The sequence below is a fragment of the Kribbella sp. NPDC023972 genome (assembly GCF_040639075.1).
In the GTDB taxonomy this organism is placed as follows: domain Bacteria; phylum Actinomycetota; class Actinomycetes; order Propionibacteriales; family Kribbellaceae; genus Kribbella.
Genome location: NZ_JBEZZH010000001.1, coordinates 237,378 through 263,665, shown reverse-complemented (window position 1 = coordinate 263,665; position 26,288 = coordinate 237,378). Strand labels below are relative to the sequence as shown.

The window sequence follows — 26,288 nt, the reverse complement described above, 5'->3', positions numbered from 1 at the left end:
CTGACTGGGAGGTGGTGAGCCCTGGGGTGGGAGGTCTGGGGGTGGGAAGGCCCGAGTGGTGGGCCGCCTGGATCGGCGGGGTCGACTGTGGGCGAGAAATTTCGGCTCTGATGCCCGATATGTGGGTGATTGTTCACCGGTATGGGATCTGAGCCGGTCGCCGGTCGTCAGCTTCGGGTACTCGTGACGAACCACCAGACCAGCAGGTCCGGGTCTTGCCGACTGGGGAGAGTTTTGCGCCCAATCCGGGGCAAAATCCTCCCCAGTCCACCATCGGACCACCTTCCACAGCGAACGCATCCGACAGACCCGACCCCCAACCGCGCGGATCAGTACACGTCGGCCACCCGTGTGAGGCTGTGCCCGCCCGGCATCCCACCGCGACCTCACCGGGACCTCACCGGGACCTCACCGGGACCTCACCGGGACCTCACCGGGACCTCACCGGGACCTCACCGGGACTCCGGGCTCGACTGGGGAGTCTGGCCTGTCGATTCAGGTGGGTAGCGCTCCCCAATCCCCTCGATGAGCTCTCAGGCCACGAGCGGGGAGTGGGGTGGGTCACATCCAGCGGTGTAAGGGTTTTTTGAAACAACGTCCTTACCCGATCATGGGCGGGTGAGTGCTTTCCGCCGGGTGTGCCGCCGTGCCTGATGTCTCGCTGTGGACCCTGCTCTTCCTGGTGATCGCGGCCTTCTCGGCCGGCTGGATCGACGCCGTGGTCGGAGGTGGCGGGTTGATCCAGTTGCCCGCCATGCTGCTCGGCCTCCCGGGCGCGACACCGGCGCAGATCCTGTCGACCAACAAGATCTCGTCGTTGTGCGGTACGACGACCAGCGCCGTGACGTTCGGTGTGAAAGTGCGCCCCGATCGCCGGACCGTCATACCGCTGGCGATCCTGGCCGGGCTCGGCTCGGCCGCGGGTGCGTTGGTGGCGACGAAGATCCCGATGTCGTGGTTCAAGCCGATCGTGCTGGTGCTGCTGGTCGGAGTCGCGATCTACACCGCGCTGAAGCCGTCGCTGGGTGCGCGTACGGCGTTGCGGTTCGACGGCCGTGACCACTACGTCGCGGCGAGTGTGGTCGGCGTACTGATCGGGTTCTACGACGGCGCCGTCGGACCGGGCACCGGTTCGTTCCTGATCTTCGCGCTGGTCGGCTTCCTCGGCTACAACTTCCTGCAGGCCAGTGCGAAGGCCAAGATCGCCAACGTCGCCACCAACCTCGGCGCCATCATCGTCTTCGCCGCCAACGGCGCCCCGCTGTGGATCCTCGGCCTGATCATGGGCGCCGCCAACATGCTCGGCGGCCTCCTCGGCGCCCGCACCGCCGTGGCCCGCGGCAGCCGGTTCGTCCGCATCGTCTTCCTGGTCGTCGTCTCCGCCCTCATCCTCCGCCTGGCGTACGACGTCTTCTGGGGCTGATCCGGCGTCACCCGTTGGTGAAGGTGGGCGCCCAGGGGGCGTCGGCCAGGCCGATGCGCTGGATGGCTTCGGCCGTCTCGGCTGCCAGGGTCTGGAGGGCGTCGATCTGCGGTTGGGTGGCTCGGTAGGGGCGGGACCAGTAGGCGCCGATGGCGGCGACCGGGCTCGGGGAACCCACCGGGACCATCAGCAGGCTGCGGACGAAGGTGGGCAGGTAGGCCTCGAGCGGAATGCGTTCGTCGCGCTCGATGTTCGGCACGACCGCGATCTCGTCGTGCAGCATCGCCCAGCCGCTGATGCAGGCGGTGATCGGGAACCGCTGGCCCTTCCACAGCGGCGCGATCGCGTCCTCGTCGACGTAGAAGCAGCGGTCCTGCTCGCGGAGGACGAAGGTCGCGCCCTGCGCGCCGGTGAGTCGCCGGGCCTCGACCCGCACGATGTCGCACACCTCGGCCAAGGTCTGCGCTGCCGCGAGCTTCGTCATGCGGTTATTGTGCGGGGCCTTCGGCGTACGGCGCCAGTACTAGGGTCCTGAGCATGGTCGACTACAACGGACGGTTGAGCACTGTGTACGCCGCGGGACGTGGGATGACAGTGGACGAGGTGCGGCGGTGGACCGCAGCCTTCCGGGCCTATCTCCCCGACGAGCGCCCGCTGACGACCCTCGACCTGGGCAGCGGGACCGGCCGCCTCACACCGGGGCTGGCCGAGGCATTCGGGGGACAGGCGTACGGCGTCGAGCCGTCGGACCGGATGCGGGAGATCGCCCAAGAGTCCGCGGCGCACCCCGGTGTCACCTACCTGAAGGGCAGTGCCGAGGACATTCCGTTGCCTGAGGCATCGGCCGACGGGGTGCTGATGTTCCTGTCGTTCCACCACTTCCGGGATCAGCTGAAAGCACTCCAGGAGGTGCGCAGGGTGCTGAAACCCGGGGGAGCGGCGTTCCTGCGCAGCCAGTTCGCGGATCTGATGCCGGATCTGTTCTGGTACGACTACTTTCCGTCCGCACGCGAGGTCGACGCCGGCATGTATCTCAGCCTCGACCAGGCCAAGGAACTCGCCGAAACGGCCGGACTGTGGTGCGGCGAGGGGCCTGTCTGGGTGAGCGCGGAGGAACCGCGGACACTCCGGGAGGCTCACGAGCGGCTCACCCACAGGGCGTTGTCGACGTTCGAACACCTGCCGGAGGACGAGATCGAGCAGGGGTTCGCCCGGCTGGCGGCCGACGCCGAGCGGGAGCCGGACAAGCTCATGCCCGTGCATCCCGCCGCGATGCTGGTGCTCCGGCGTCCTATCGCCTAGGCGTGTCTGACGGTTCCCCGCCTACTGCGCGGCACTCGGCGCTGAAGCGAGACCGCGCCGAGCGGCTGACATCTGACGAACTCAGGTTTGTTTTCGCACATCCCAGCTGACGTTGATGGCGGACGGTTTGCGGAAGACGAGGCCGCGTGGGGGTGGAGAGGCCGGGTCGAGGCGGAGGCCCGGGAGGTCGAGGAGGGCGCTGACCGCGGCCTGGGTCTCCAGGCGCGTCAGATGCATGCCCAGGCAGATGTGCGGACCGCTGGCGAAAGCCAGGTGACGGCGTGCGTTGCTACGGCGTACGTCGTACACGTCCGGCGATGGGAAGACGGCGGGATCGCGGCCCGCGCCGGCCAAGGAGACCGTCACCAGATCGCCGCGACGGATCGGTGCGCCGGCCACCTCGACGTCGCGGGTGGCGTAGCGGTCGACCACGGCGGCGGCCGGCTCCAGGCGCAGGGATTCCTCCAATGCGTTCGGCAGTAGCGATGGGTCGGCAAGTACCAGGTCCAGCTGGTCGCGGTGGTTGAGCAGGTGCCAGAGGGCGTTGGTGATCATGCCCTCGGTGGTCTCGATCCCGCCGAACATCAGCACGGCCGCGTTTGCGACCACCTCGTCGACGCCAAGGCCGGCGTGCGCCGCGGTGGCGATCAGCGAGTCGGCGGAATCGATGCCTGAGGCAACGTGTGCGTGCAGCTGGGCGAACGCGTCGGCACCCTCGCGCGTCACCTCCCGGCCGGCCGAGACACCGCTGACCGAGTCGGAGATCGCGGTGTACCAATCCAGCACCGTCGAGGCCGAGGTGGGCGGTAAGCCGAGCGAGTAGGCCACCACCGCCACAGACAACGGCCCGGCCACAGTCCGCCGCAGGTCGACAACTCGGCCGGCCGACGGGCCGTCGACGCCAACTCCAGCGGCCGGCGGCTGGATGGCGGTGATCAAGTCGGCGACGGTCTGCTGCACGAAGGTTGTGAAGCGGCGGCGGGTCTCGGCCAGGCCGAACGGCGACTCGAACGGGTCCCGGTGCGCCTTGTGTGCGGCACCGTCCAGCGACAGCATCGACGGGCCGACGACCTGCGCGGTCGAGAAGCGGGGATCGTCGACGGTGAAGGTCTCCGGGTCACGCAGTACGGCCAGCGCGAGGTCGCGGGAAGCGACCACCCAGCCGTCGAGGGCGTCCACCCAACCGATCGGGCGGAGGTCCGCGAGGGCTGGGTGCGGATCCGCCGCGAGCTGCTCCAGGGTGACCATGCGGCCACCCTAAGGCGATCAGACCACTGTCTAGAGTGGTATTGCTGCGACAGATTGGATCCCAACGACTCAACAGGGCAGCGGGTTACGAAATCCGAACTCAGGCCATCTAGGGTGTGGGCCATGTCTGAGAACCTGGTGCTGCTGCCTGCCGTCGATGTGGCGGACGGTCAGGCGGTCCGGCTGGTGCAAGGGGAGGCCGGAAGCGAGACGTCGTACGGCGATCCGCTGGCGGCCGCGATGGCGTGGCAGGAAGCCGGCGCCGAGTGGATCCACCTGGTCGACCTGGACGCCGCGTTCGGCCGCGGCAGCAACCGTGAGCTGCTCGCGGACGTGACCGGAAAGCTGGACGTCCAGGTCGAGCTGTCCGGCGGCATCCGTGACGACGACTCGCTGGCGGCGGCCCTCGCCACCGGGGCGCGCCGGGTCAACATCGGCACCGCCGCGCTGGAGGACCCGCAGTGGTGCGACCGGATCATCCAGCAGTACGGCGACCGGGTCGCGATCGGGCTGGACGTCCGCGGCCGGACCCTGGCGGCCCGCGGCTGGACCAAGGAGGGCGGCGACCTCTACGAGGTGCTCGAGCGGCTGGAAGCGGCCGGCTGCGAGCGGTACGTCGTCACCGACGTGACCAAGGACGGCATGCTCCAGGGCCCCAACCTCGACCTGTACCGCGACCTGTGCGCGCGGACCGACAAGCCGATCATCGCCTCGGGCGGGGTTTCCAGCCTCGACGACCTCAAGGCACTCAGCACGCTGGTCAAGGATGGCGTCGAGGGCGTCATCGTGGGTAAGGCCCTGTACGCCGGTGCGTTCACCCTGACCGAGGCACTCGAGCTCACGCGTGGAGGCGACAAGTGAGTCTGGCCGACAAGCTCAAGGACAAGAAGGTCCTGGTCACCGGCGTCACCGGGTTCGTCGGTGAGGCGCTGCTGCACCGGATCATCGGGGACCTCCCCGGCACGACGGTCGTCGCGATCATCCGTCCCAAGGGGTCGCTGACCGGCACCGCCCGGATGGCGCAACTGCTGAAGAAGGACATCTTCAAGCCGTTCTACGGCGAGGGCACCGAGTACGCCGACGCCGAGGCCCTGGCCGCGGCCCGGATCCAGGTCGTCGAGGGTGACCTGTCCGACGTACCGGAGCTGCCCAAGGATCTCGACATCGTCGTGCACTGCGCCGGCGACGTCAGCTTCGACCCGCCGATCCACGAGGCGTTCACGACCAACGTGCTCGGCACCAAGAGCCTGCTCGAGCGCATCGTCGAAACTGGCCGTCAGGTTCATTACGTGCACATCTCCACGGCGTACACGGCGGGCCGCCGGCGCGGCGCGATCCCGGAGGCCCCGGTCGACCACACCGTCGACTGGCGGACCGAGGCCGAGGCCGGGATGGCGATGAAGGCCCGGGTCGAGGAGCAGTCCCGCTCCGCCCCGATGCTGGCCAAGTTCCGCAAGGACGCCGAGAAGCTGCACCGCCGGGCCGGCCACCTGACCGCCGCGTCCGACACCGAGCGGCGCCGGACCGAGTGGGTCGCGAAGAAGCTGGTCGAGACCGGCACCGAGCGGGCCCGCAGCCTCGGCTGGACCGACTGCTACACGTTCACCAAGGCCCTCGGCGAGCGGGTGGTCGAGGAGTTCGCGGCCACGCTGCCGACCTCGATCGTCCGGCCGGCCATCATCGAGTCCGCGGTGCAGAGCCCGCACCCGGGCTGGATCGAGGGCTTCAAGATGGCCGAGCCGCTGATCCTGGCCTACGGCCGCGGCGAGCTGCCCGAGTTCCCGGCCAGCCCGGACTCCGTGGTCGAGATCATCCCGGTCGACCACGTCGTCGGCGCGATCTGCGCGGTGATGGCGACCGAGCCGGAGCTGTCGAAGCCGGAGTACTACCACGTCAGCTCCGGCGCGCGGAACCCGCTGACCTTCGAGCAGCTGTACGCCGGCGTCCGGGCGTACTTCTCCAAGCACCCCTTCGATCTGGGCGAGCGCGGCGCCGTCCGGCTGCCGGTCTGGAAGTTCCCCGGCGGCGACTCGGTCGAGAGCATGCTGCGGTACGGCGAACGCGCGCACAAGATCGCCGACAAGATCATCACCCACGTCCCGCGTGGCGAGCGGACCCGGAAGTACGCGCGCGAGCTCGACGTCCAGAAGCGTCGGCTCGACTTCCTCCGCCGCTACATGGATCTGTACTCCGAGTACGCACAGGCGGAGCTCCAGTTCATCGACGACAACGTGCTTGCCCTGCACAACGCGCTCGAGGGCGACGACCGGGAGAAATTCTGGTGCGACACCTCGATCGTCGACTGGCAGCACTACCTGCAGGAAGTGCACTGTCCGAGCGTCACCGACTCGCTTCGCCGGCTGGACGTCGTACGCAAGAAGCGGAACAAGGCGCTGGCCGAGTCCGCGGGTGTCCTCAAGAAGGTCGAGCCGCAACAGGACGCCGAGGTGATCGCGGCCTTCGACATGGACGGCACGCTGCTGTCCTCGAACGTGATCGAGACCTACCTGTGGATGCGGCTGCCCGAGCTGGACAGCCACCAGCGGGTCGGTGAGATCGGCTCGATGCTGCGCAAGTTGCCGAAGCTGATCTCGGCCGAGCGCAAGGACCGCGGCACCTTCCTGCGCACGATCTACCGCCGGTACGAGGGCGCCGACCTCGAAGAGCTGAACCGGATCGTCGACGAGCTCCTGGCCGAGCACGTCCTGGAGCGGCTGAGTGGTGACGCCGTACGGCGGATCCGCGAGCACCGCGCGGCCGGTCACAAGACGATCCTGATCACCGGTGCGATCCGGCCGCTGACCCGGCCGCTGGAGCCGCTGTTCGACGAGATCGTCGCGGCCGAGCTGGCCGTCGACGACCGCGGCCGCTGCACCGGGTTCCTGTCCGGGCCGCCGCTGGTCGGTGAGTCCCGGGCCGCGTGGATCAAGCACCGCGCCCGCGGCACGAACATCGACCTGTCCAAGTCCTACGCCTACGCCGACAGCCACTCGGACCTGCCGATGCTGTCGGTCGTCGGCAATCCGGTCGCCGTCTCGCCGGACGTGTCGCTGTTCCGGGCCGCCCGGGCCGCGCGCTGGCAGATCGTCGACTGGAAGACCCCGTCCACCTCGTCCCGACTGGAGCTGCCTGGGGTGAACGCCCGATGATGCTCGCCCTCGAGATGTACCGGTCACCGGCCAAGTACCTGGCGGCCAAGGCGGTCGGCGGCCGGATCCCCGGCATCCTGACCGGCCCCGCCGCGCCGCTGCGCCTCGTCACCATCAACGAGCCGAAGGCCGACCGGGAGGGCTGGGCGCGGATCCGCCCGATCCTGTCCGGCATCTGCGGTTCCGACCTCGGCATGGTCACCGGTTCGACCAAGCTGTACTTCTCCGCAATGGTGTCGATGCCGTTCGTCCCCGGTCACGAGATCGTCGGCGAGTTGCTCGACGACTGCGAAGACCTGCCGAAGGGCACCCGCGTGGTGATGGACTCCGTCCTGACCTGCGCGGCTCGCGGTGTCGAGCCCTGTCAGGGCTGCGCGTCCGGCAACACCAACCGGTGCGACCGCATCACGGTCGGTCACGTGGCGCCGGGTCTGCAGACCGGGTTCTGCCAGGACACCGGCGGCGGCTGGGGCAACGTGATGGTCGCGCACCGCAGCCAGTTGTACGCCGTACCGGACGGGATGTCCGACGAGCGCGCCGTACTGACGGAGCCGCTGGCCTGCGCCGTGCACACCGCCCTGCGGGCGAAGGTGGAGCCAGGGCAGTCGATCCTGGTCAGCGGGGCCGGCGCGGTCGGTCTGTTCGCGACCCTCGCGCTGCGCGAGCTGACCCAGGCCGGCCGGATCACGGTCGTCGCCAAACACGCCAAGCAGCGCGAGCTCGCCCGGGCGTTCGGCGCCAGCGACGTGGTCGCCCCCGACGAGGTCTTCCGCGGGGTACGGCGCTCGACCGGTGCGTTCCGGTTGAAGCCGGAGCTGGCCAAGGAATTCCTGCTCGGTGGTGTGGACATCGCCGTGGACGCGGTCGGCAGCAAGGACTCGATCGACACCGTGCTGCGGGTGACCAAGGCCGGTGGCCGGGTGGTGCTGTCCGGGATGCCGGCCAGCGGCGCCGACCTGTCGCCGGTGTGGTTCCGGGAGCTGGAACTGACCGGCACCTACGCGTCCGCGCGGGACGAGCCGAACGACCAGCCGGCCTTCGAGACGGCGCTGGAGCTCGCCGCCAAGGCGCCGCTGGACGGCATCGTCGGTGCGCGCTACCCGCTGTACCGCTGGCGCGAGGCGATCGACCACGCGCACTCGGCCGGCCGACTGGGCACGGTCAAGGTTGCTTTCGATGTGAGGGCCTCATGAGGGCGCTGAACGTACGACGAGAGAGGTTCTGACATGTCTCGGCCAGGGTTTGTGCTTGAGGTGGACGACCGGACGCCGCCGCTGCTCGTGCACAACGGTGAGGGGTTCCTGCTGGAGCGGTTCCCGCTCGGTACCAGGGTGGTGTACCCGCCCGAGGCGCTGCCGCCGGTGCGCGACGTGGAGGAGTCGATCCAGAACGCGCTGCTCAACCCGATCGAGTCGGAGCCGCTGCCGGAGCTGCTGCGGCCGGGGATGCGGCTGACGATCGCGTTCGACGACATCTCGCTGCCGTTGCCGCCGATGAAGAAGCCGGACATCCGGCAGCGCATCATCGAGGCCGTGCTGACGATGGCGGCCGACGCCGGGGTCGACGACGTCGAGCTGATCTCGGCGAACGCCCTGCACCGTCGGCTCACCCCGAACGAGCTGCGCGACATCGTCGGCGAGCGGGTGTTCCGGTCGTTCTTCCCCGACGGCAAGCTGTACAACTTCGACGCCGAGGACACCGCCAACCTGACCCACCTGGGCCAGACGAAGCACGGTGAGGACGTCGAGATCTCCAAGCGGGCGGCCGAGTCGGACCTGTTGGTCTACGTGAACGTGAACCTGGTGGCGATGGACGGCGGCCACAAGTCGACGTCGATCGGGCTGGCGTCCTACAAGTCGCTGAAGCACCACCACAACAGCCACACGTTGATCCACTCGCGGTCGTTCATGGATCACAAGGCCTCGAAGATGCACCACTCGGCCTGGCGGATGGGCGCGGTGCTGACCGAGCACGTCAAGGTCTTCCAGATCGAGACGACACTGAACAACGACATCTTCGGCGGTCCGCTGGAGTTCCTGCAGAAGCGCGAGTGGGAGTGGTCGATCAAGGACCAGGCCTCGATGCTCGGCACCAAGCGAGCGCTGGCGGCCGCGCCGAACAAGCTGCGGCACAAGATCTTCACCGAGGTCCGCTCGAACTACGGCCTGACCGGGATCAACGCCGGCAAGATCGAGCCGGTGCACGACAAGACGCTCGAGAACGTGCACCGCCAGCACCTGGTCGAGGTGCAGGGCCAGTCGGACGTCGCGATCATGGGCGTGCCGTTCGTCGGCCCGTACAACGTGAACTCGGTGATGAACCCGATCCTGGCTGCCTGCATGGGGCTGGGCTACTACTTCAACTCGTACCGGGGCAATCCCGTGGTCCGCAAGGACGGCGCGGTGATCCTCTACCACCCGGTGCCGTACGAGTTCAGCCAGCTGCACCACCCGTCGTACGTCGACTTCTTCGAGGAAGTGCTTGCCGAGAGCACCGATCCGGCCACGATCGAGGCGAAGTTCGAGAAGCAGTACGCCGAGGACCCTTGGTACATCCACCTGTACCGGACGTCGTACGCGTACCACGGCGTGCACCCGTTCTACATGTGGTACTGGATCTCGCACGCGCTGGACCACTGCGGTGACATCGTCTGGGTCGGCGCGAACCGCAAGACGGTCGAGCGGATGGGGTTCCGGTCCGCGTCGACGCTGCAGGACGCGCTGGAGATGGTCAGCCACTCGGTCGGCCGGTCGCCGTCGATCACGTACCTGCACAACCCGCCGCACCTGCTCGCGGACGTGCGCTGATGGGGACCAGCCTGGTGAAGTTCAGCCGTGACACCGCACGCGACGTGAAGCAGGTCGCGCGCGGCTGGCGGTGGGGCCGGCGGCCGCAGGTACCGCGGTCGGCCGAGCCGTACGTGATCCCCAAGGAAACCTCGGTCTTCCCGACCAAGTGGGCCCGGACCCCGGCCGCGATCGCGGTCCGCGAGGTGCTGCAGAAGGGCGCGCTCAACTCGGTGCTGCGGTTCGAGGTGAACCCGCACGTCAGCGGACTCGACTCGCTGTTCAAGCTGAACGGTCCGGCCCTGATCGTGGCGAACCACTCGTCGCACCTGGACACCCCGCTGCTGCTGTGCACGCTGCCGGACTCGATGCGGCGCAAGACCGCGGTGGCCGCCGCGGCGGACTACTTCTTCGACACCTGGTGGCGGGCGACCGCGTCGGCGATCGTGTTCAACACGTTCCCGATCGAGCGCCGCGGCGGCAAGCTCAGCTCGACCCCGGGCGACCTGCTCGCGGACGGCTGGAACGTGGTCGTCTTCCCGGAGGGCACCCGGTCGCCGGACGGGTGGATGGAGCGGTTCCGGATGGGCGCGGCGTACCTGGCCGTCGAGCACGGCGTGCCGGTGGTCCCGGTCGGGATCAAGGGCTCGTTCGCCGCGATGCCGCGCGGCCGCGGCTGGCCGGTTCCCGGCCGCCCGACGGTCGCGGTCCGGTACGGCGACCCGCTGACGCCGGCCGAGGGCGAGAGCGCCCGCGACTTCGCGCCGAAGATCTCCGCCGCGGTGTCGGCCCTGCTGGACGAGGAGTCGACCACCTGGTGGGAGGCCCGTCGCCGCGTCGCGATCGGCGCCTCGCCGTCCCAGTCCGGCCCCGACGCCGCCCGCTGGCGCCGCGTCTGGGAGTCCACCGCCCCGATCAAACCCCCCGCCACCAAACGCCGCGCCTGGAAGTGACGTGAGCGTACTGCTGCTCTGACACCTGGGCTGATTACGCTTGCCCGCGTGAATCAGACACCGCCGCGCCGGATCTCGCGCACGATCCGGTACGGCGTCAGTGCGGTTCTGACCGTGGTGATCCTGCCTTTCTTGGGCTTCTTCGGCCCGCGGGGCGAGGGCGGCGAGACCGGGGCGATGGTGGCGATCGGGGCCTCCGCGGTCGGGATCGTCGTCATCGCGATGCTCGTGGGCAACGTCGGCTTCGGGCCGCGACTGCGGGGACAGTACCTGGAGGTGACCACCATGCTCGGGCGGCAGTCACTCGACCTCGCGGCGCTGACCGAAGCCCGGTGGGAACCTGGCCGCAGCGGCGGCTCCAGCGGCATGCTGCGGCTGCGTGATCCGATCACCGACGTGGCCATCACCCTCCCCGTCGCCGCGCCGGTGCGCGAGGCGATCCGCGACGGGCTGCATGCAGCGGGTCAGCGTGGTGTTGTGCTGCCGAGGCGGGTAAGCCTGATGTTCGGCCTGCCGCAAGTGCCTGGCGCGCCCCGGAACGGGACCAGCCGCCTGCCGCTGATCCTCGCCTTCCTCGCCGGCGCTATGCTCCTGGGCCTCATCGCGGGCTGGGTCCTCCCTGCCTGACGCTAGGCTGTCCGCGTGAGTCTTGCCGTGCGAGTGATTCCGTGCCTGGACGTCGATGCCGGCCGGGTGGTCAAAGGTGTCAATTTCACCGACCTGCGCGACGCCGGGGACCCGGTCGAGATGGCCCAGGTGTACGACGCGGAGGGTGCCGACGAGCTCACCTTCCTCGACATCACCGCCTCGTCGGGGTCGCGCGAGACGACGTACGACGTGGTTCGGCGGACCGCCGAGCAGGTGTTCATCCCGCTCACCGTCGGTGGCGGTGTGCGCGAGGCGACGGACGTGGACCGGCTGCTGCGGGCCGGCGCGGACAAAGTCGGGATCAACACCGGTGCGATCGCCCGGCCGGAGGTGATCCGCGAGATCGCCCACCGGTTCGGCAACCAGGTGCTGGTGCTGTCCCTCGACGTACGCCGGGCGCCGGACCAGCCGAGCGGATTCGAGGTGACCACACATGGTGGCCGCAAGTCGGCCGGGCTGGACGCGATCGAGTGGGCCCAGCGGGGATGCGAGCTGGGCGCGGGGGAGATCCTGCTGAACTCGATGGACGCCGACGGCACCAAGCAGGGCTTCGACCTGGAGCTGATCCGGGCGGTCCGCGCGGTGGTCGACGTACCGCTGATCGCCAGCGGGGGAGCGGGGGCACCCGAGCACTTCCCGCCCGCGGTCCAGGCCGGTGCGGACGCCGTCCTGGCCGCCAGCGTGTTCCACTTCGGCGACCTCCGGATCGCCGACGTGAAGAAGGCCCTGCGCGACGCAGGGATCGTGGTCCGGTGAGTGTGAACACCTGGACCGCTGGAACCCAGCCGACCTGGGCCGTCTCCTTTCCCGGTTGAACGACGACCTCAGCTGAGCTCAGCTGGTGGCGCGGCCGCCGGCGTCGTTGCCGAGGGCGCGCCACTCGGACCAGGTCAGGTGGGTGTCGTGCCAGGTGAAGTACGGCTCGCTGAGTGACGGCACGACGTACGTGTTGTTCTCGAAGCGGTTGTTGTTCTCGGTGTAGACGGCGGTGTCGCCGATGTCCTGGACGGCGCCGGTGGTCTGGCCGTCGGACATCGTGACGCGATTGCCGTGGACCCACACGTTGCGGACGACGTGCGGGCCGTGCGGCGCCGGCAGTTCCCCGGCTCGGCCGCCGCTCTCGATCAAGGCGATACCGTTCGCGTTGTCGCTCAGGGTGTTGCCGGTGACCTCGATGAGCCCGGTCCCGCCGGACGACTGGATCTGGATGCCTGCCTCCCAGGCCCAGCCGCGGTGCCGCCGGCCGTTACCGGAGATCTCGTTGTGCCGGATGGTCGCGTCGTAGCTGATCTCGTGCTGGATGCCGGCTCCCCAGTTGCCGGTGATCCTGTTGTGCGAGTACTCCGTGCGGATGTTGCCGCCGTCCGTCCACAGTCCTGGACCGAGGTTGTCGTGGACGTAGTTGTGCCTGACCGTGTGCCGGTCGGTCTGCCAGCTCTTGCTGCCGCCCGCCTCCCAGTTCGCCGAGTAGCCGGCCACACCGTTGACCGAGATCTCGTTGCCGCTGACCACCGATCCGTTGCCCCAGGCACCGAAACCGAGCTGACCCTGGTGGTGCACGAAGTTGCCGGTGACGACGGCGTCGTCGGCCAGGCCGAGACCGACGCCATGGTTGAGGCGCACCTCGTTGTGCAGGATCCGCCAGCCGGATCCCATCCGGTACGGCCTTGTCTGACGGCTCTCGACCGCGGCGACCTGAGCCTCGTTGGCGGCTTGCTCGAGGACCAGGTTGGCGACCGTCACGTCGTCGACGGTCGCCTGGATGAGGCTGTGCGCGACGGCCTGCTCGACCAAGCGCAGGGCAGGATCGTCGCCGATCGTGATCGTGTTCGTCGCGTAGTCGGCATGGACCGTGCCGCCGGTCACGGCCGACCTGGATTCCACCCGGGCCAGCCGCCGCCTGTCGACGAAGACGTCCTCGGCGTACGTGCAGGTCGGCACGTCCGCCAGACACTCGCCGTGGGTGCTGGGAGCAGCAGGCAGGAATCCCGTGGTCGACCAGGCCCCGCCGCTCTGCCGCCAGCCGGTCAGCACCTTCGATCCGCTGATGACGGCGCCCGGCCGCCCGATGACCGCGTCGCCTTCCTTCGGTCGTAGTGGTTGCTCCAGGCGGTACACACCGGGGGAGAGGCAGTACGTCGTACCGGACGGCTGGGCGTCGATCACCTGCTGGAGGTTGTCGGCCGGCCCGACTGTGACACCGTCACAGGATCTCGGCCGCGGTCCAACAGGACCGGTGAGACCGGCATGACCAGGTGCGGCGGATTCGATGTCGTCGAAGGGCCACGACACTGCCAGCAGCGCCCCCAGTGCGCAGGCCGCCGCGATCCAATGACGCCGACTCACGGTCCGTCTCGCTCGGACGGTGCATCACGGAACCAGGGCCGGATCGTGGTGACCGCCACGCCGATCCCGACCGTGGTCCACAACAGTGCCGCCACCTGCGGTCCCTCCAACTCAGGGTCGAAGAAGCAGGACACAAGCACCGCCGTGGTGAGCATCAGCGAGAGCACACCGACCTGGCGTCTGGTGTGTAGCCCTTCTCGCGCCAGGCGCCGGCACCCCGCGGCCATGCGCCAGTACCAGCCGACCCACAAGGCGATCCACAAGGAGAGGCCGACCAGACCCATCCGGGCCAGGATGTGCAGGTGGGAGTTGTGCGGGCTGCGCAAGGTGTCCTTGCCTGCGTCGTAGATCCCGACCTCGCTGGCCAGGTTCTGACCGAAGCCGGACCCGTCGACGAGATGGCCGTCCGTGACCTGTTTGTCGAGGATCCGCGTCCACAGTTGCTCCCGCCCCTCGACGGTGCCACCTAGGTTGCCGGGTGAGTCCGACCCACCGAGGCTCGCCACGTTGGCGATCAGCTGAGACGCCGAGAACTCTCGGCCCTGCAGTCCGCCGAGCGGAACCTTCAGCGACAGCAGCGATGCCACGCCCAAGCCGACGGCGAACACGAGTACGACGCGCGCGGCGAGACCAAGGCGGTTGCGGAGGAACGCCAGCCCGACCGCTCCGCCGGCCATCACGCCGACCATGCCGCCCCGGTTCTGGGTCGCGGCGAGGGCGATGGTCAGGAGCGCCATCAGGCTCCAGACCACGCGGCTGCGAGCGCTGCGAGTGCCGGGCAGCAGCCACATGCACCCGAGCACGAGCAGCGCTGCGACGGCCGCGTTCCCGGACTTGTGCGACAGCACCGACACGGTGGTGAAGGGTACAGCCGGCGCTGTCGCGGAGAGCGGATGGAGCACCACGGCGAACGGCAGCCACAGCAGCAACCAGGGCGTCAGCCGAGTGAGCCCGGCGATCAACCGGTCGAGGAGTTCCGGCGACCTGGCCAGCGCGGCCATCACGAAGAAGGCGAACAGGCAGTAGAACCAGAGCGCGGCGTCCCGCAGCGCATCGAGCTGGTAGGTGGCGACACCGGGCACCATCCGGATCAGACCCCAGGCAGCGAACGCCAGCAGCAACGCGAGGATCGGCTCGTCTCTGAGCGGCACCTTGATGAACCGCGTGGACACGACAACAGCCGCCGCCCCGACCCCCAGCACCATCTCGCCGACGAACAACGGACTGCCCGGCAGGTGCAGGTAAGCGAAGGCCCGGTCGAACAACAGGTATCCGGCCAGGAGCGGGCCGAGCAAGCGTCCGTACAGGACGAACAGGCGCCCGCCCTGCGTCCGGGCGCCCAGAACCGTACTGGTGGGCGACGACATCCCGGTCTCAGTTCCGCGCCGACGTACGACGGTCCTTGGGCCGCCGGAATGCCAGCAGTTCGGCCGATGGCACGGCCTGAGGGCCAGTACGGCGAGTGGTCCGGGCGGCGATCCGCTCCCGCAGCCGGCGGAGGAACCTCGGACCACGGCCGGCCCGGCGGAAGATGTAGCCGACCAGTCCGGAGTCGACCTGCTCCAGCCGCTCGACCATCGCCACGTGATCCTCGACCGGTTCGCCGGGGCCGAGGACGACGACGGAGGCATCGGCCCCGTCCACCAGTTCGACGGCATTCGCCACTCGCAGCACGGCGGGGCTGTCGATCAGCACCAGGGCGAAGGACTGCTTGGCTTCCTGGATCAGTTGCTCCACTGCCTCGGCGTAGGCTTTGCCGGTGGTCCGCTGGACCCGAGAGGGTCCGGCCCGGAGAACGGTCACGTCCGCGTTGAGCGGGCTGGGCTCGATGCATTCGCCCACCTGACGGCACCCGGCCACGACCTGCTCGAAGCCGTCGGCCTGCGGGCTGCCGGGCAGCAGGAGGCTGGTGAGGGTGCTCGTGGTGGTGTCCGCGTCGATCGCAAGGACGGGCGTCCCACTCTCGGCGACCGCGAGCGCGATGTTGGCAACGACCGAGCTCCGGTAGGCGACGCGGTCCGGAGAGACGAAGACGACGGCCAGCCGGTCGTCCCGGACGGCGCGCATGCGCTCGACCGATGCCGCGGTGAACCGGAACGCCTCCGCGGCCTGGGACTGCGGATCGACGGCCATCGGGAGTGGATCGGCGGCCGGCAAGAGGATGCGCTTCGCGCCCGGCGGGATGTCCCCCATCAGGGGCGCGTCGTAGATCGCGACCGGGTCGAGCCGATCGTCGAGGCACCGGCGGCGGCTGGCCCGCAGGTACGCCAGCCCGGCAGCCAGCACGAGCCCGGCCAACAGGCCGATGGCGCCGGACCGTTTCGAGTTGGCGTTGATCGGAACCTGCGGTTCGGCGGCCCAAGCGATGGTCGGATGGGTGGCCATGTCCAGTTGTAGGTCGACCAGTGCCCGCGAGCGCTGGTTCAGCAGGTCGGACAGCTGGCCCTGGGTGCGGAAGTCCTTGATCGACCGCTCGATAGCGGCGACGTGGGCCGCCCCTTGAGCAGCGATGGTGGCGGACCGTACGTCGTCGAAGGCCTGGAGCACCGCGTTCACACCGGTCTGGGCCACCTTGGCGCCCGGCCAGGTGAACGTCAGGGCGACGATGGTGGAGCCGAAGCCGCCCGGCGCGGCCTGCTCCGGCGGGGTGATCACCAACGACGCGTCCACGCCCGAGAAGTCGCGCCGGGTCAGCACGTTGTCGTTGAGGGACGTGTTGGCGATGCGAGCCGCCCGGTCGGCGACCTCCTGTGACTGCAGGAGAAGCACCTGGCTGTCGAGGTACTGCGTTCGGTCCTCGCCCTCGGCGAGCGGGCCCTGCGGCACCGTGACCGTGGCGTACGCACGGAACAGCTCCGTCTGCTGCAGCGAGTACCCTACCGCCGCCCCGGCCGTCAGCAGCGCGACGACCAGGACCATGATCCGGTAGCGGCGTACCGCACCGATCACAGTCGGTTCGAATCGTGCTTGGTCAATTCTGGTGGCCTTCATGGCCTCACCTCAGTCGCGCCTTGGACTTCGGTGCACCCCCGCCCCCCGCCAACGCAGTGCGCCCCCCTCTCTGATGATAGACGACAGTCGCCGAGAGTCCTGGTCCAGCACAAGTTTCACCGTCCGTGATCACTCACAGGCGATCAGGTATCCCGGTGGGCGTAGGCCGTCGAGGTCCCCGGTGCGGATGATAGGGGAGCGCAGCAACCACAGTACGGCGAGGAGGCCGCCGGCCGCGGACACGAGCAGCGTCTCGCGAACGCCGATCCACGTTCCGAGGAAGCCGCCGACGACCGCGCCGAGCGGGCGGACGCCGTAGTTGATGCTGCTGAACGCCCCCGCGACCCGGCTCCGCATGTGGTCGTGGGTGACGGCGGCCTGCAGCGAGTTGAGCGGTACGTCGAAGCACATCACCGCGAACGCCCCGACGAACTCGGCCGCGGCGAGGGCGGCGGCCCGGACCCAGGTCGGACCATCGGCGAGCGCGGCGATCGCGACCGAGCCCGGGAAGATGATCGAACTGGCCGCGATCACCCGCCCGGCGCCGAAGATCCGGCTCAGCGGCGAGGCGGCCAGGGCGCCGAGCAGGCCGCCGGTGGCGCCGATCCCGAAGGCCAGACCGATCGTCCCGGCGGACAGCTCGAGGTTGCGGCTGGCGAACAGCACGAGCAGGGCCAGGCTGATCAGGTTGAAGAAGTTCACCGTCGTCGCGCAGCCCAGGCTTCTGCGCAGGTACGGATGACGAAGCAGGTAGCGCATCCCGGCCCGGGCGCGCTGGAGGAGCGGTTCGGCAGCCTCCTCTGTCTGACCGGCGGGCGTCTTGACGCGGCTGAGCTGGAACGCCGCTATCAGGAACGAGAACGCGTCGATCACGATCGCGACCGGCGCGGTCAGCCACTGCACGAGTGCGCCCGCGACCGCCGGTCCACCCATGAACGAGATCGACCGGGTGGCCGAGAGCTTGCTGTTCGCCTCCAGGAACTGCTCGCGGGACACGAGCCGGACGAAGAACGAGGCGTACGACGTACCGAACACGACGTCGGCGGTGCCGGCCAGGATCGCGATCACGTAGAGATGGCCCAGCGTCAGCATGTCCAGCCAGTACGCCGCGGGCAGGGTGAGCAGCAGGATCGCCCGGGCGACATCCGCCGCGATCATCAGCGGGCGCTTGTCCGGCCGGTGGTCGACCCAGGTGCCGATGAACAGCGACGCGATGTTCGGCAACCAGACCGCGGCGGTGAGAAGGCCGACCTGGCTGGGTGACGCGTCGAGCAGCAGTACGGCGATCAGCGGCAAGGCCAGCTCGGTGACCCGGTCGCCGAACTCCGACACGGTCTGCGCGGACCAGAAGGTCCGGAACCGCCGGTCACGCCAGAGACTCGTGGCGGCAAGAGTCTTCACGGTAGGTGCCCCGATCAGTTCGGTGCTTCAGGCAATGACATGCGGAGGTAACGGACCGCGCAGGCGTCCGCGGGGGCGCCCTCTTCGCCGCGCTGGACGTAGGGCGCGAGCAGCTGCTCGATGGCGTCCTCGATCGCCTCGGCCTCGGCGGTTGTGAGGATCAGCCGGGTGTTCGCCGAGCCGGCCAGGCGGCTCCACTCGGGATCGAGCTCGGGTTCGGTCTCGACCAGCCACTGCTGAGCCGCCTCCAGCGCCTGGTTCATCATCTCGGCGCGGAGCAGCCGGCCGGCCTCGTTGCCCTCGGGGGTGTCCGGCATCTCGTACCGGAACCCGCGGGCCGCCGCCCGCCACCACCGTTGCCGCTTGTCCGCATCCGGTGGCTGCTCGTCGATCACCAGGCCGAAGTTGGCCAGGTGACGCAGATGCCAGCTGGTGACCGACGGCGACGCGCCCACATGCTCGGACAGCTGCGTCGCCGTGGCCGGGCCGTTCTTCTGCAGCCAGCTCAGCGCCGCCAGCCGGACGGGATGCGCCAGCGCCCGCATCGCCTGCGGGTCGGTGATCTCGAAGTCACCGTACGGATTTCTGAGAGACATGTTTCGAGAGTAATCTCTCAGATCTCTGGGATGCAAGACCTACGGCCTCGGGTGCGGGGCATGCGCCGGCAGCAGGTGGCGAGGAGGTATCTATCCCTGGATCGTCTTGCGCCAAATGTCGCTGATCAGGTCGGGACGCATGCCGACCGAGGTGTAGAGACCAACGGCCGGCGTGGGGTTCGAGCTGTCGACGTGCAGCATGGTGCCGGCCCGGCCGGCGGCCGCGTCGGTGGCGAAGGCGTCGTACAGCAGGTACTTCGCGAGCCCCTTGCCACGAGCGTCCGGTACGACGGCGAGCCGGCCGATGTAGCCGCAGTTGTCGGTGCTGACGAAGTTGTCGTTGCACTCGCTGACTGCGACCGCCCGCCCGTCGTGCTCGACCGTGGTCAGCTGCGACCAGTCGAAGGTCGACCGGCTCTCCCGTGACGCCGCCCAATCGTCATACGGCCGCGGATCCGCTCCCGGCTGCGTGCTGAACGCCTCCACCAGTACGGCGTGCGCCGCCCGGCGACTCGCGTCGTCGAAGGCCCCGCGCCGTACCACTGCTCCAGCCGGCACGGCGGGTCGCTCGACCGCGCCATCGAAGCTGATCCGCATCCGGTGAATCGACGTATCGATCGCGAAGCCCTTCGCGGCCACGATCTCCGGTAGGAACTCGTCCTGCCGGATCACGCCGACACTCAGGACCACCTCGCCCGGCCCGGCCTGTCCGGCCCGCTCGACGGCACGATCAAGCAGCCACCCGGCCACCGCCGGGACCTCACTCAGCACCTCGAGATTCACCCGCGACCCGTCACTGTTCACCGCCGCTGTCGCCGACCCGGCGAACTCCCCGTCGGCGTCGAGTGCAACCCAGCCATCCGTCTCGGGGTTGAACCCGGGATCCCGCAGATAGTTCGCGACATCCTCGAAACTGTGCTTCGCGAACCCGAGCAGCGCGCTCGTGTAAGCGGCACTCCGCTCAGCGATCAGCACAGCATCGTCCACGGCCATCGGACGAACGCTGAAGCCCTCCATCACACCCTCACCTCACGCCGCCAGACCAGCCAGGCGTCCGTCGCCGGCTCGACCCCGGGCTCAGTGAGCGCGTCGACAGCGTCGTCGAGCGTGTAGTCGGCGAACCCGACGACCGCGGTGTTGTAGGCGGACACCAGCGCCAGCACCGTCTCGGCGTCTTCCTTGGCCGGTGGGCGGACGGTGTAGGTCTCGGGCAGTACGGCGGTCATTTCGTCATCGTGGGGAATGACCGCCGTACTGTCTAACGGTTTAGCAGGCCTTGTCCCATTCGAGGTCGCAGGTCGTGGGGGTGGTTCGGAGGGTGTTGGGGCTGAGGGCTGCCGGTGCCTGGTCCGACCAGGAGGCGAGGGTGACGCCGACCGCGTCCTCGATCGAACGAGGGCTGACCAGGTAGTTGTTGCTGATCATCGCGAACACCAGCTTGCGGCCGTCGGCGTTTGTGACGTAGCCGGACAGCGAGGTGACGCCGGTGAGGGAGCCGGTTTTGCCGTGCAGGTTGTTCGCGGCCGGTGTGTTGCGCATGCGGCTGCGCAGGGTGCCGCCAGTGAAGCGGTCCGCGTTGCCAGCGATCGGCAGGGCGTCGTACCACTGCTGCCACCACGGCTCCTTCTGAACCCCGATCAGCAGGTCGGTGATGCTGTCGGCGGTCACGTTCACCTTGCGGGACAGACCCGAGCCGTCGGACAACCGGATCGTGGTGGTGTCGACGCCGATGTCCTTCGCATAGTCGGTGACGACACCCAGGCCGGCGGACCAGCTGCCCTCAGCCTCGGCCACCGCGCCCATCGCCTTGACCAGAGTCTCGGCATGCATGTTGTTGGACAGCTTGAGGAACGGGTTCATCAGTTCGCCGACCGTCATCGACTCGTCCCGGGCGAGGACGCGGGCCGTGGTGGGGGAGCCCGCGTTCTTGATCTTCCCGATGACGCTGATGCCCTGGGCCGCGAGCGCGCGCCGGAACACGTCGGCCGCGTACACCTCCGGCTCCCAGACCGTCACCCAGTCCTGGCCGACCGACGCGCCCAGCGGCACCGAGCCGGTCACTCGGACGATGTTCGTGCCGTGCTCGCGCTCGACGTTCAGCGTGTTCGACGATCCGGCCGCGCCGGTCTTGGCGGTGTTGACCGGCTTGAGTACGCCGTTCGCCTGGACGAGCGTGAGGTCGACCGGTGCTCCGACCGACGCGCCAGGCCGGCTTTCGACGATCGCCGTACCGGAGTCGTAGTCCGTGTCCGGCGCCAGGGTGAGGGCGGAGATCTGGGCCGAGTAGTAGAACGACTCGTCGTCCCACGCCCAGCTGTCACCGAGCCGGACGCGGTCGAAGTACGTGTCGTCCGCGATCAGGTCACCGATCACCCGGCGTACGCCGGACTGGGCGAGTTGCTTGGCGAGTCCGGCGTAATCGGATTCGAGTGCGGTCGGGTCGCCGTACCCCTTGAGATAGAGATTTCCGAGCAACTGGCCGCCATGGACCGGTCCGGTCGCCAGGACGTCGGTGTGGAAGCGGTACGACGGGCCGAGGACGTGCATCGCGGCCGCCGAGGAGAAGAGCTTGGTGTTCGACGCGGGCAGCATCCGCTGGCCGCCGTTGCGGTCGTACAACGTCTCGCCGGTCGTCGCGTCCCGGACCACCAGCGCGACCTGTGACCCGTTGTAACGGCTGTCGTTGAGCAGGCTGTCGAGCCGCTGCTGCAGCGGCGTCGCATGCACGGTCGCCGGCGCTCCGGCCGACTGCGTGACGACCCCGCCGACGGCAGTCGCGAGTACGGCCATCGCGGCGATCACCCCGCGTCCTGACACTCTCGGTAAATGCCTCACGAGAACACCCCTCCATCCAGGCGAAAACCAACTAGCGGGAGTCTCCACCCCGGAACGTCCCGGGTCCAGAGATCAGCCGAAAACCAGCGCACCACCGCCGCGGTGGCCAGTGGCGTCGGGCGCCGTGGGACTCGTTGTCAACGGCAACAACCAGGTGGTGATGAGCAGCTGGTCACGGGCTGCGACAACCGGCGGCAGAGCTCGGTCGCGGTCAGTCCCGGGTCAGGGATGACCCGGGATCCTCCCGCGTGATGCGTAGCGCGATGCGACCGGACTGGACGATGCCTCGTAGGCTCGGTACAGCACAGCGGCGTCGGACGGGGAGCACGACCAGGAGATGGCCAAACCACCAGAAGTGTCCGGGGACCGGCGGCGACGACGTCCGGTCTGGCTGGACCTGCGCAGCCGAACCGGCCGTGGCCTGCAGACGATGCTGTTCGGCGGCCTGGCCTCGTTGATCTCCCTCATCATCACGTTCTGGACGCTGCCGCAGATCAGCAGTGACGGCCGGGTGCCGATCCTGCGCCTGGTCGTACTGCTGGCCGTGTTCAGCATGCTGATGCGCTGGGTGCTGGCCGGGATCGCGATCCTGATCGGCTCGATCGGCGTACTGGTCGGCGGGCTGCTGTCCCAGTTCGGCGTGGTCTACCTCGGGATCACCGTCGACCCCGGGGTGAACCTGCACGGCGGCGTCGAGGCGCCGCTGCTGGTGTCGATCGTGATGTCCTCGGTGAGCGCCTTCGTCGGCTGGGTCGCGTACGCCGGCAGCGCTGACGCGTACGTCGCCGAAGTGATGCGGGTGGTGCACCGCCGGGCCCGCAGGATCACGCCCACGCAGAAGACCGGGATGCTGATCATCCAGATCGACGGCCTGTCCGCGCCGCTGCTGAACTGGATGGTGCTGGCCGGCAACCTGCCGAACCTGGGCGGCTGGATCCGGGACGGCAAACACTCGATGGTCGGCTGGCACACCGGCGTACCGTCGACGACGCCGGCGAGTCAGGCCGGGATCCTGCACGGCGGCTCGCGGCAGATCCCGGCGTTCCGGTGGTACGAGAAGGAGTCCGCCCGGGTGATGGTGACCAACCGGGGCCGGGACGCCGCCGAGATCGAGGATCGGATGTCCACCGGGCGCGGCCTGCTCGCCGACGGAGGCGTCAGCATCAGCAACAACTGGTCAGGTGACGCGGAGCGGTCCGAGCTCGTGTTCAGCCGCGCCTCGCTGCCGAGCCACCGCAGCCGCGGGTACGTCCGGTTCTTCTCCAGCCCGCAGGGCGCCGCCCGCGGAATGGTGCTGTGCGTGGCCGAGATGGTCAAGGAGCTGCACCAGGCCCGCCGCCAGCGAGCCCGGCACCTGGTGCCGCGGGTCAAGCGCGGCGGTGCGTACATCTTTCTGCGCGCGATCACCAACGTGCTGCTGCGCGACCTGAACGTCTCGCTGATCACCGACGAGCTGGTGAAGGGCACGCCGGTCATCTACTGCGACTTCGTCGACTACGACGAGGTCGCGCACCACGCCGGCCCGACCCGCGCCGAGTCGCTGCAGACATTGGAAGGGCTGGACCGCGTGCTCGGCGCCCTGAAGCGGATCATCGACATCCTGCCGCACTCGTACGAGGTCGTCGTCCTGTCCGACCATGGCCAGAGCCAGGGCTCGACGTTCCTGCAGCGGTACGGCCGGACCCTCACCCAGGTGGTCGATGACCTGGTCGACACCACCAAGGAACCGGTGGCAGCGGTCGGCACCACCGAGGGCTGGGGTCCGGTGAACGCGTTCCTGACCGAGCTCAGCCTCCGCCGCAGCGTGGCCGGATCGGTCACCCGGAGGGCGCTGCACGCCAAGGCCATCAGTGGCGAGGTCGAGCTCGGCCCGAAGGACTGCGAGCCGCTGGTGGCCGCCGATGAGCAGATGGTGGTCACGTCGTCGGGCAACCTGGCGCTGATCTACCTCGCGACCACGCCTGGCCGGGTGCCGCTCGAAGAGATCGAGCTGCTGCACCCGAAATTGATTCCCGGACTGGCCACCCACCCCGGCGTCGGCTTCGTCGTGGTCGACTCACTCGCCGAGGGACCGGTCGCGATCGGCCGCGCGGGGGTGCACGTACTGCGGACCGGCCGGATCGAGGGCGACGACCCGTTGGCGCGGTACGGGCCGTTCGCCGCCGCGTCGATGCTGCGGCAGGCCGAGATGCCGCACAACGGGGACATCGTGGTGATCAGCCGGCTGGACGAGTACACGCACGAGGTGGCGGCGTTCGAGGAGCTGGTCGGATGCCACGGCGGTATCGGCGGCTGGCAGACCGAGGCGGTGCTGGTGCACCCGAGTCGTTGGGTGGTGGACAAGCCTCCCGTAGGCTCCGACGAGGTCCACGCGCTGCTGATCGGCTGGCTCGAACAGCTCGGCCACCGCAAGGACCTCCGGGAACCGGTCGAGACGAGGGTGGAGGCCTGACGCGTGCGGATCACCTGGTGGGGGCACAGCACCACCACCATCGAGGAGAACGGCACGCGGTTGCTCACCGATCCCGTGCTGACCTCACGTATCGCGCACCTGCGCCGCCGCCGCGGACCGGCCCCGTTGCCCACCGCGGCGGAGTGTGAGGCCGTACTGGTCTCACACCTGCATGCCGACCACCTGCACATCACCTCGATCCCGTTGGTCGCGCCGGGCGCGGCGCTGGTCGTGCCGCGGGGCGCGGCCCGGCTCATCCGGCAGGAGTGCGGCGCCGACATCGCGGATCGCTGCATCGAGGTTGCCCCCGGCAACCAGGTACGGATCGGCGCACTCGACATCACCGCGGTCACGGCGCACCACGACGGCCGTCGGCTGCCGTGGTCGTCGTACAGCGGACCGGCGCTCGGCTATCGCGTCGAGGGATCGCCGAGTGTGTGGTTCGCCGGTGACACCGACCTGTACGACGACCTGGCCGCGGAGGCCGGACCGGTCGACCTCGCGCTGGTGCCGGTCGGCGGCTGGGGTCCGTCGCTCGGGCCCGGGCACCTGGACCCGGACCGCGCCGCGGAGGCGGTTCGGCGGGTCGGGGCGCGGATTGCGATACCGGTACATTTCGGGACGTTCTGGCCGATCGGATGCGATTGGCTGAAGCCGGAGATGTTCCTGCCACCGGGCGACAGGTTCAAGACCGCGATGGCCGAGGTGGATCCCGCGGTGAAGGTGGAGCTCCTGGTGCCCGGCGAGTCCACCGAGGTCGTGGCCCCATGACCGGAGAGACGCGCTTCGACCTTTGGTATCTGTTCGCGCTGGCCGGTGCCGTTCTGCTGGGGGCCGTGCTACCGGTGCTGCCGACGGGTGCGGCCGTGTCCGCAGGTGCCGTGCTCGCGTCGCACTCGAGTCCGATCGGGTTGCTCGGCGTACTCATCGCGGGTGCGGGTGGGGCGTATGTCGGGGACCTGATCGTGTACGCCGGTTGCCGGTTCGGCGGGGAGCGGTTGGCGAAACGGATCGGCTGGTTGCGCGACAACGCGTCGCTCGACGCACTGCGGGACCGCCTGGCCGAGCACGAGATCAGCGTGCTGCTGACCTCTCGATTGATCCCCGGCGGACGTGTGCCGGTGCTGCTCGCGGCCGGCCTCGCCGGGTACCGCTGGGAGCGGTTCGCCCTGGTCGACCTGACCGCCTCGTCACTGTGGGCGGCGGTCTACATGGCGATCGGCCTGCTCGGGTACGCGCTGTTCGACGAGCCCTGGCAGGGCGTCGTCGCGGCGATCGTGCTCGTGATCCTCACCACCGTGGTGAGCAGAGTGATCCAGCGCTGGCGGCGGAACCAGCGCGCGTCAGACTCCGAATGACGCGCTGCGCAGCCGCTCCACCGTCTCCGCGTCGCCGTCCAGGTGAACGTCGGCCACCCGCTGCCGGCCGAAGCAGAACAGCACCAGCTCCGACGCCTCGCCGGTGACTGTCACCGAGCCCAACTCGGTCGGCTTCTTCGCGACCGACGTCGTACCGTCCGGCAGCCGCAGGATCAGGCCGCTCGGCGCCTTGCGCGTCATCGACTTCGCGGCGAGCCGGACCGCCTTCCACAGCCCGGTCTGCTGACCGGCCGGGAGGGTGCGGATGTCGTACGACGGCTGGGCACGGCGGACGTCCTCGTGGTGGACGAAGTACTCGGTCGTGTTCAGCTGGGGTCCGAACTTGGGCACCGCGTAGATCGAGACCTTCGGAGGACCGTTGCGGACCTTGTCCACGATCTCGGCGAAGCTGTACTGCGCCTTGGCCCGGGCCATCCGCTTCTCGGTGGTGTCCGACAGCGCCGGGATCACGATCCCCGGCCCGGCCATCGGGTCGGACTCGCGGACGTAGAGGTGCACGGCCAGATCGTGCGTCGTCCACCCCTCGCACAGCGTCGGTTGATCCGGCCCGAGCTGGTCGAACAGGTCACACAGAGCTAGTCGTTCCACCCGGCTGTAGTCGGTCACGTTCTCGATCGTAATCTCCAACTACCTCTTGGTTCTTCTCCTCGCTCCGCCACGGGCGGACGGAGGAATAAAGAGAACAGCAGAGGGCGCTGGAATGGCAGAATGTCAATCGTTGTCATGCCTGTGCCCTGTCTATGCACCTGACTGTCCTGGAGTGTGTTGCCCGTGCCGCC

General features: G+C 69.0%; 23 protein-coding genes. 12 read left to right on the top strand and 11 right to left on the bottom strand.

Translation table 11 applies throughout. The features are described 5' to 3' along the window. The first annotated feature begins 646 nt into the window (after positions 1-646). On the top strand, positions 647-1,423 hold the full coding sequence (locus tag AB0F43_RS01190) for a TSUP family transporter (protein ID WP_360468914.1): 777 nt from the start codon (positions 647-649) through the stop codon (positions 1,421-1,423). A 7-nt stretch (positions 1,424-1,430) separates the two neighbouring features. Here the strand turns inward: AB0F43_RS01190 and AB0F43_RS01185 are convergent, their stop codons facing one another. Further along, positions 1,431-1,907, bottom strand: a complete 477-nt coding sequence (locus AB0F43_RS01185; protein ID WP_360468912.1) for a GAF domain-containing protein — start codon at positions 1,905-1,907, stop codon at positions 1,431-1,433. A 53-nt stretch (positions 1,908-1,960) separates the two neighbouring features. Between AB0F43_RS01185 and AB0F43_RS01180 the strand changes: the two genes are divergently transcribed. Continuing rightward, positions 1,961-2,725 carry a class I SAM-dependent methyltransferase gene (locus AB0F43_RS01180; RefSeq protein WP_360468910.1) on the top strand — a complete coding sequence of 255 codons (765 nt, stop codon included), beginning with the start codon at positions 1,961-1,963 and terminating at the stop codon, positions 2,723-2,725. Positions 2,726-2,806: 81 nt separating this feature from the next. Here the strand turns inward: AB0F43_RS01180 and AB0F43_RS01175 are convergent, their stop codons facing one another. After that, positions 2,807-3,973 carry a cytochrome P450 gene (locus tag AB0F43_RS01175; protein ID WP_360468908.1) on the bottom strand — a complete coding sequence of 389 codons (1,167 nt, stop codon included), beginning with the start codon at positions 3,971-3,973 and terminating at the stop codon, positions 2,807-2,809. A 123-nt stretch (positions 3,974-4,096) separates the two neighbouring features. Here AB0F43_RS01175 and priA point away from each other — a divergent pair, with 123 nt between their 5' ends. Genes priA through hisF form a run of 7 tightly spaced genes read left to right on the top strand, consistent with a single transcriptional unit; the run spans position 4,097 to position 12,265 of the window. Beyond that, positions 4,097-4,834 (top strand): bifunctional 1-(5-phosphoribosyl)-5-((5-phosphoribosylamino)methylideneamino)imidazole-4-carboxamide isomerase/phosphoribosylanthranilate isomerase PriA, encoded by a 738-nt coding sequence (gene priA, locus AB0F43_RS01170; protein ID WP_360468906.1) that lies wholly within the window; start codon positions 4,097-4,099, stop codon positions 4,832-4,834. Further along, positions 4,831-7,122: an HAD-IB family hydrolase gene (locus AB0F43_RS01165; RefSeq protein WP_360468904.1), complete on the top strand. Its 2,292-nt coding sequence runs from the start codon at positions 4,831-4,833 to the stop codon at positions 7,120-7,122. Before priA ends, AB0F43_RS01165 begins: the two co-directional genes overlap by 4 nt. Further along, positions 7,119-8,315 (top strand): zinc-binding dehydrogenase, encoded by a 1,197-nt coding sequence (locus tag AB0F43_RS01160; protein WP_360468902.1) that lies wholly within the window; start codon positions 7,119-7,121, stop codon positions 8,313-8,315. The genes AB0F43_RS01165 and AB0F43_RS01160 overlap by 4 nt, the downstream gene beginning before the upstream one ends. Positions 8,316-8,348: 33 nt before the next feature. Further along, complete coding sequence (locus tag AB0F43_RS01155) at positions 8,349-9,929, top strand: lactate racemase domain-containing protein (protein WP_360468900.1); 1,581 nt, start codon at positions 8,349-8,351, stop codon at positions 9,927-9,929. Then, positions 9,929-10,861, top strand: a complete 933-nt coding sequence (locus AB0F43_RS01150) for a lysophospholipid acyltransferase family protein (RefSeq protein WP_360468898.1) — start codon at positions 9,929-9,931, stop codon at positions 10,859-10,861. Before AB0F43_RS01155 ends, AB0F43_RS01150 begins: the two co-directional genes overlap by 1 nt. A 48-nt stretch (positions 10,862-10,909) precedes the next feature. Continuing rightward, complete coding sequence (locus AB0F43_RS01145) at positions 10,910-11,488, top strand: hypothetical protein (RefSeq protein WP_360468896.1); 579 nt, start codon at positions 10,910-10,912, stop codon at positions 11,486-11,488. Between the two features lie 15 nt (positions 11,489-11,503). Then, positions 11,504-12,265, top strand: coding sequence for an imidazole glycerol phosphate synthase subunit HisF (gene hisF / locus AB0F43_RS01140; RefSeq protein ID WP_360468894.1), 762 nt, complete (start codon positions 11,504-11,506; stop codon positions 12,263-12,265). A 78-nt stretch (positions 12,266-12,343) separates the two neighbouring features. On the opposite strand, the gene AB0F43_RS01135 is transcribed toward hisF, so the two are convergent. From AB0F43_RS01135 to dacB, 8 genes are all read right to left on the bottom strand, one after another. After that, on the bottom strand, positions 12,344-13,855 hold the full coding sequence (locus tag AB0F43_RS01135; RefSeq protein WP_360468892.1) for a right-handed parallel beta-helix repeat-containing protein: 1,512 nt from the start codon (positions 13,853-13,855) through the stop codon (positions 12,344-12,346). After that, a complete protein-coding gene (locus AB0F43_RS01130; protein WP_360468890.1) occupies positions 13,852-15,222 on the bottom strand; it encodes an O-antigen ligase family protein in 1,371 nt (456 codons plus the stop codon). Before AB0F43_RS01130 ends, AB0F43_RS01135 begins: the two co-directional genes overlap by 4 nt. Before the next feature lie 7 nt (positions 15,223-15,229). Continuing rightward, positions 15,230-16,846 carry a Wzz/FepE/Etk N-terminal domain-containing protein gene (locus AB0F43_RS01125; protein WP_360468888.1) on the bottom strand — a complete coding sequence of 539 codons (1,617 nt, stop codon included), beginning with the start codon at positions 16,844-16,846 and terminating at the stop codon, positions 15,230-15,232. A gap of 129 nt (positions 16,847-16,975) precedes the next feature. Further along, positions 16,976-18,247, bottom strand: a complete 1,272-nt coding sequence (locus AB0F43_RS01120) for an MFS transporter (RefSeq protein ID WP_360468887.1) — start codon at positions 18,245-18,247, stop codon at positions 16,976-16,978. 14 nt (positions 18,248-18,261) lie between these two features. Further along, positions 18,262-18,843, bottom strand: coding sequence for an ArsR family transcriptional regulator (locus AB0F43_RS01115; RefSeq protein ID WP_360468885.1), 582 nt, complete (start codon positions 18,841-18,843; stop codon positions 18,262-18,264). Between the two features lie 90 nt (positions 18,844-18,933). After that, positions 18,934-19,836 carry a GNAT family N-acetyltransferase gene (locus AB0F43_RS01110; RefSeq protein WP_360468883.1) on the bottom strand — a complete coding sequence of 301 codons (903 nt, stop codon included), beginning with the start codon at positions 19,834-19,836 and terminating at the stop codon, positions 18,934-18,936. A 23-nt stretch (positions 19,837-19,859) separates the two neighbouring features. Beyond that, complete coding sequence (locus AB0F43_RS01105; RefSeq protein ID WP_360468881.1) at positions 19,860-20,069, bottom strand: hypothetical protein; 210 nt, start codon at positions 20,067-20,069, stop codon at positions 19,860-19,862. Positions 20,070-20,109: 40 nt separating this feature from the next. Continuing rightward, entirely contained in the window at positions 20,110-21,645 is a 1,536-nt protein-coding gene (gene dacB / locus AB0F43_RS01100) for a D-alanyl-D-alanine carboxypeptidase/D-alanyl-D-alanine-endopeptidase (protein ID WP_360468879.1), read from the bottom strand. Between the two features lie 370 nt (positions 21,646-22,015). Here dacB and AB0F43_RS01095 point away from each other — a divergent pair, with 370 nt between their 5' ends. Genes AB0F43_RS01095 through AB0F43_RS01085 form a run of 3 tightly spaced genes read left to right on the top strand, consistent with a single transcriptional unit; the run spans position 22,016 to position 25,488 of the window. Further along, complete coding sequence (locus AB0F43_RS01095) at positions 22,016-24,130, top strand: alkaline phosphatase family protein (RefSeq protein ID WP_360468877.1); 2,115 nt, start codon at positions 22,016-22,018, stop codon at positions 24,128-24,130. A 3-nt stretch (positions 24,131-24,133) separates the two neighbouring features. After that, the gene (locus AB0F43_RS01090) at positions 24,134-24,901 is read left to right on the top strand and encodes an MBL fold metallo-hydrolase (RefSeq protein ID WP_360468875.1); all 768 of its coding nucleotides are present in this window, start codon (positions 24,134-24,136) and stop codon (positions 24,899-24,901) included. Further along, on the top strand, positions 24,898-25,488 hold the full coding sequence (locus tag AB0F43_RS01085) for a VTT domain-containing protein (RefSeq protein ID WP_360468873.1): 591 nt from the start codon (positions 24,898-24,900) through the stop codon (positions 25,486-25,488). The genes AB0F43_RS01090 and AB0F43_RS01085 overlap by 4 nt, the downstream gene beginning before the upstream one ends. Here the strand turns inward: AB0F43_RS01085 and AB0F43_RS01080 are convergent. Further along, complete coding sequence (locus AB0F43_RS01080; protein ID WP_360468871.1) at positions 25,474-26,115, bottom strand: TIGR03085 family metal-binding protein; 642 nt, start codon at positions 26,113-26,115, stop codon at positions 25,474-25,476. The two genes, AB0F43_RS01085 and AB0F43_RS01080, sit on opposite strands and share 15 nt — an antisense overlap. Between the last annotated feature and the right edge of the window lie 173 nt (positions 26,116-26,288).

Coding starts and splice junctions, on each gene's coding strand:
- AB0F43_RS01155 (WP_360468900.1), top strand. CDS start 8,349: ATGTCTCGGCCAGGGTTTGTGCTTGAGGTGGACGACCGGACGCCGCCG.
- AB0F43_RS01110 (WP_360468883.1), bottom strand. CDS start 19,836: ATGGCCGTGGACGATGCTGTGCTGATCGCTGAGCGGAGTGCCGCTTAC.
- AB0F43_RS01105 (WP_360468881.1), bottom strand. CDS start 20,069: ATGACCGCCGTACTGCCCGAGACCTACACCGTCCGCCCACCGGCCAAG.
- AB0F43_RS01085 (WP_360468873.1), top strand. CDS start 24,898: ATGACCGGAGAGACGCGCTTCGACCTTTGGTATCTGTTCGCGCTGGCC.
- AB0F43_RS01115 (WP_360468885.1), bottom strand. CDS start 18,843: ATGTCTCTCAGAAATCCGTACGGTGACTTCGAGATCACCGACCCGCAG.
- AB0F43_RS01150 (WP_360468898.1), top strand. CDS start 9,929: ATGGGGACCAGCCTGGTGAAGTTCAGCCGTGACACCGCACGCGACGTG.
- AB0F43_RS01130 (WP_360468890.1), bottom strand. CDS start 15,222: ATGTCGTCGCCCACCAGTACGGTTCTGGGCGCCCGGACGCAGGGCGGG.
- AB0F43_RS01185 (WP_360468912.1), bottom strand. CDS start 1,907: ATGACGAAGCTCGCGGCAGCGCAGACCTTGGCCGAGGTGTGCGACATC.
- AB0F43_RS01175 (WP_360468908.1), bottom strand. CDS start 3,973: ATGGTCACCCTGGAGCAGCTCGCGGCGGATCCGCACCCAGCCCTCGCG.
- priA (WP_360468906.1), top strand. CDS start 4,097: ATGTCTGAGAACCTGGTGCTGCTGCCTGCCGTCGATGTGGCGGACGGT.
- AB0F43_RS01180 (WP_360468910.1), top strand. CDS start 1,961: ATGGTCGACTACAACGGACGGTTGAGCACTGTGTACGCCGCGGGACGT.
- AB0F43_RS01160 (WP_360468902.1), top strand. CDS start 7,119: ATGATGCTCGCCCTCGAGATGTACCGGTCACCGGCCAAGTACCTGGCG.
- AB0F43_RS01125 (WP_360468888.1), bottom strand. CDS start 16,846: ATGAAGGCCACCAGAATTGACCAAGCACGATTCGAACCGACTGTGATC.
- AB0F43_RS01095 (WP_360468877.1), top strand. CDS start 22,016: ATGGCCAAACCACCAGAAGTGTCCGGGGACCGGCGGCGACGACGTCCG.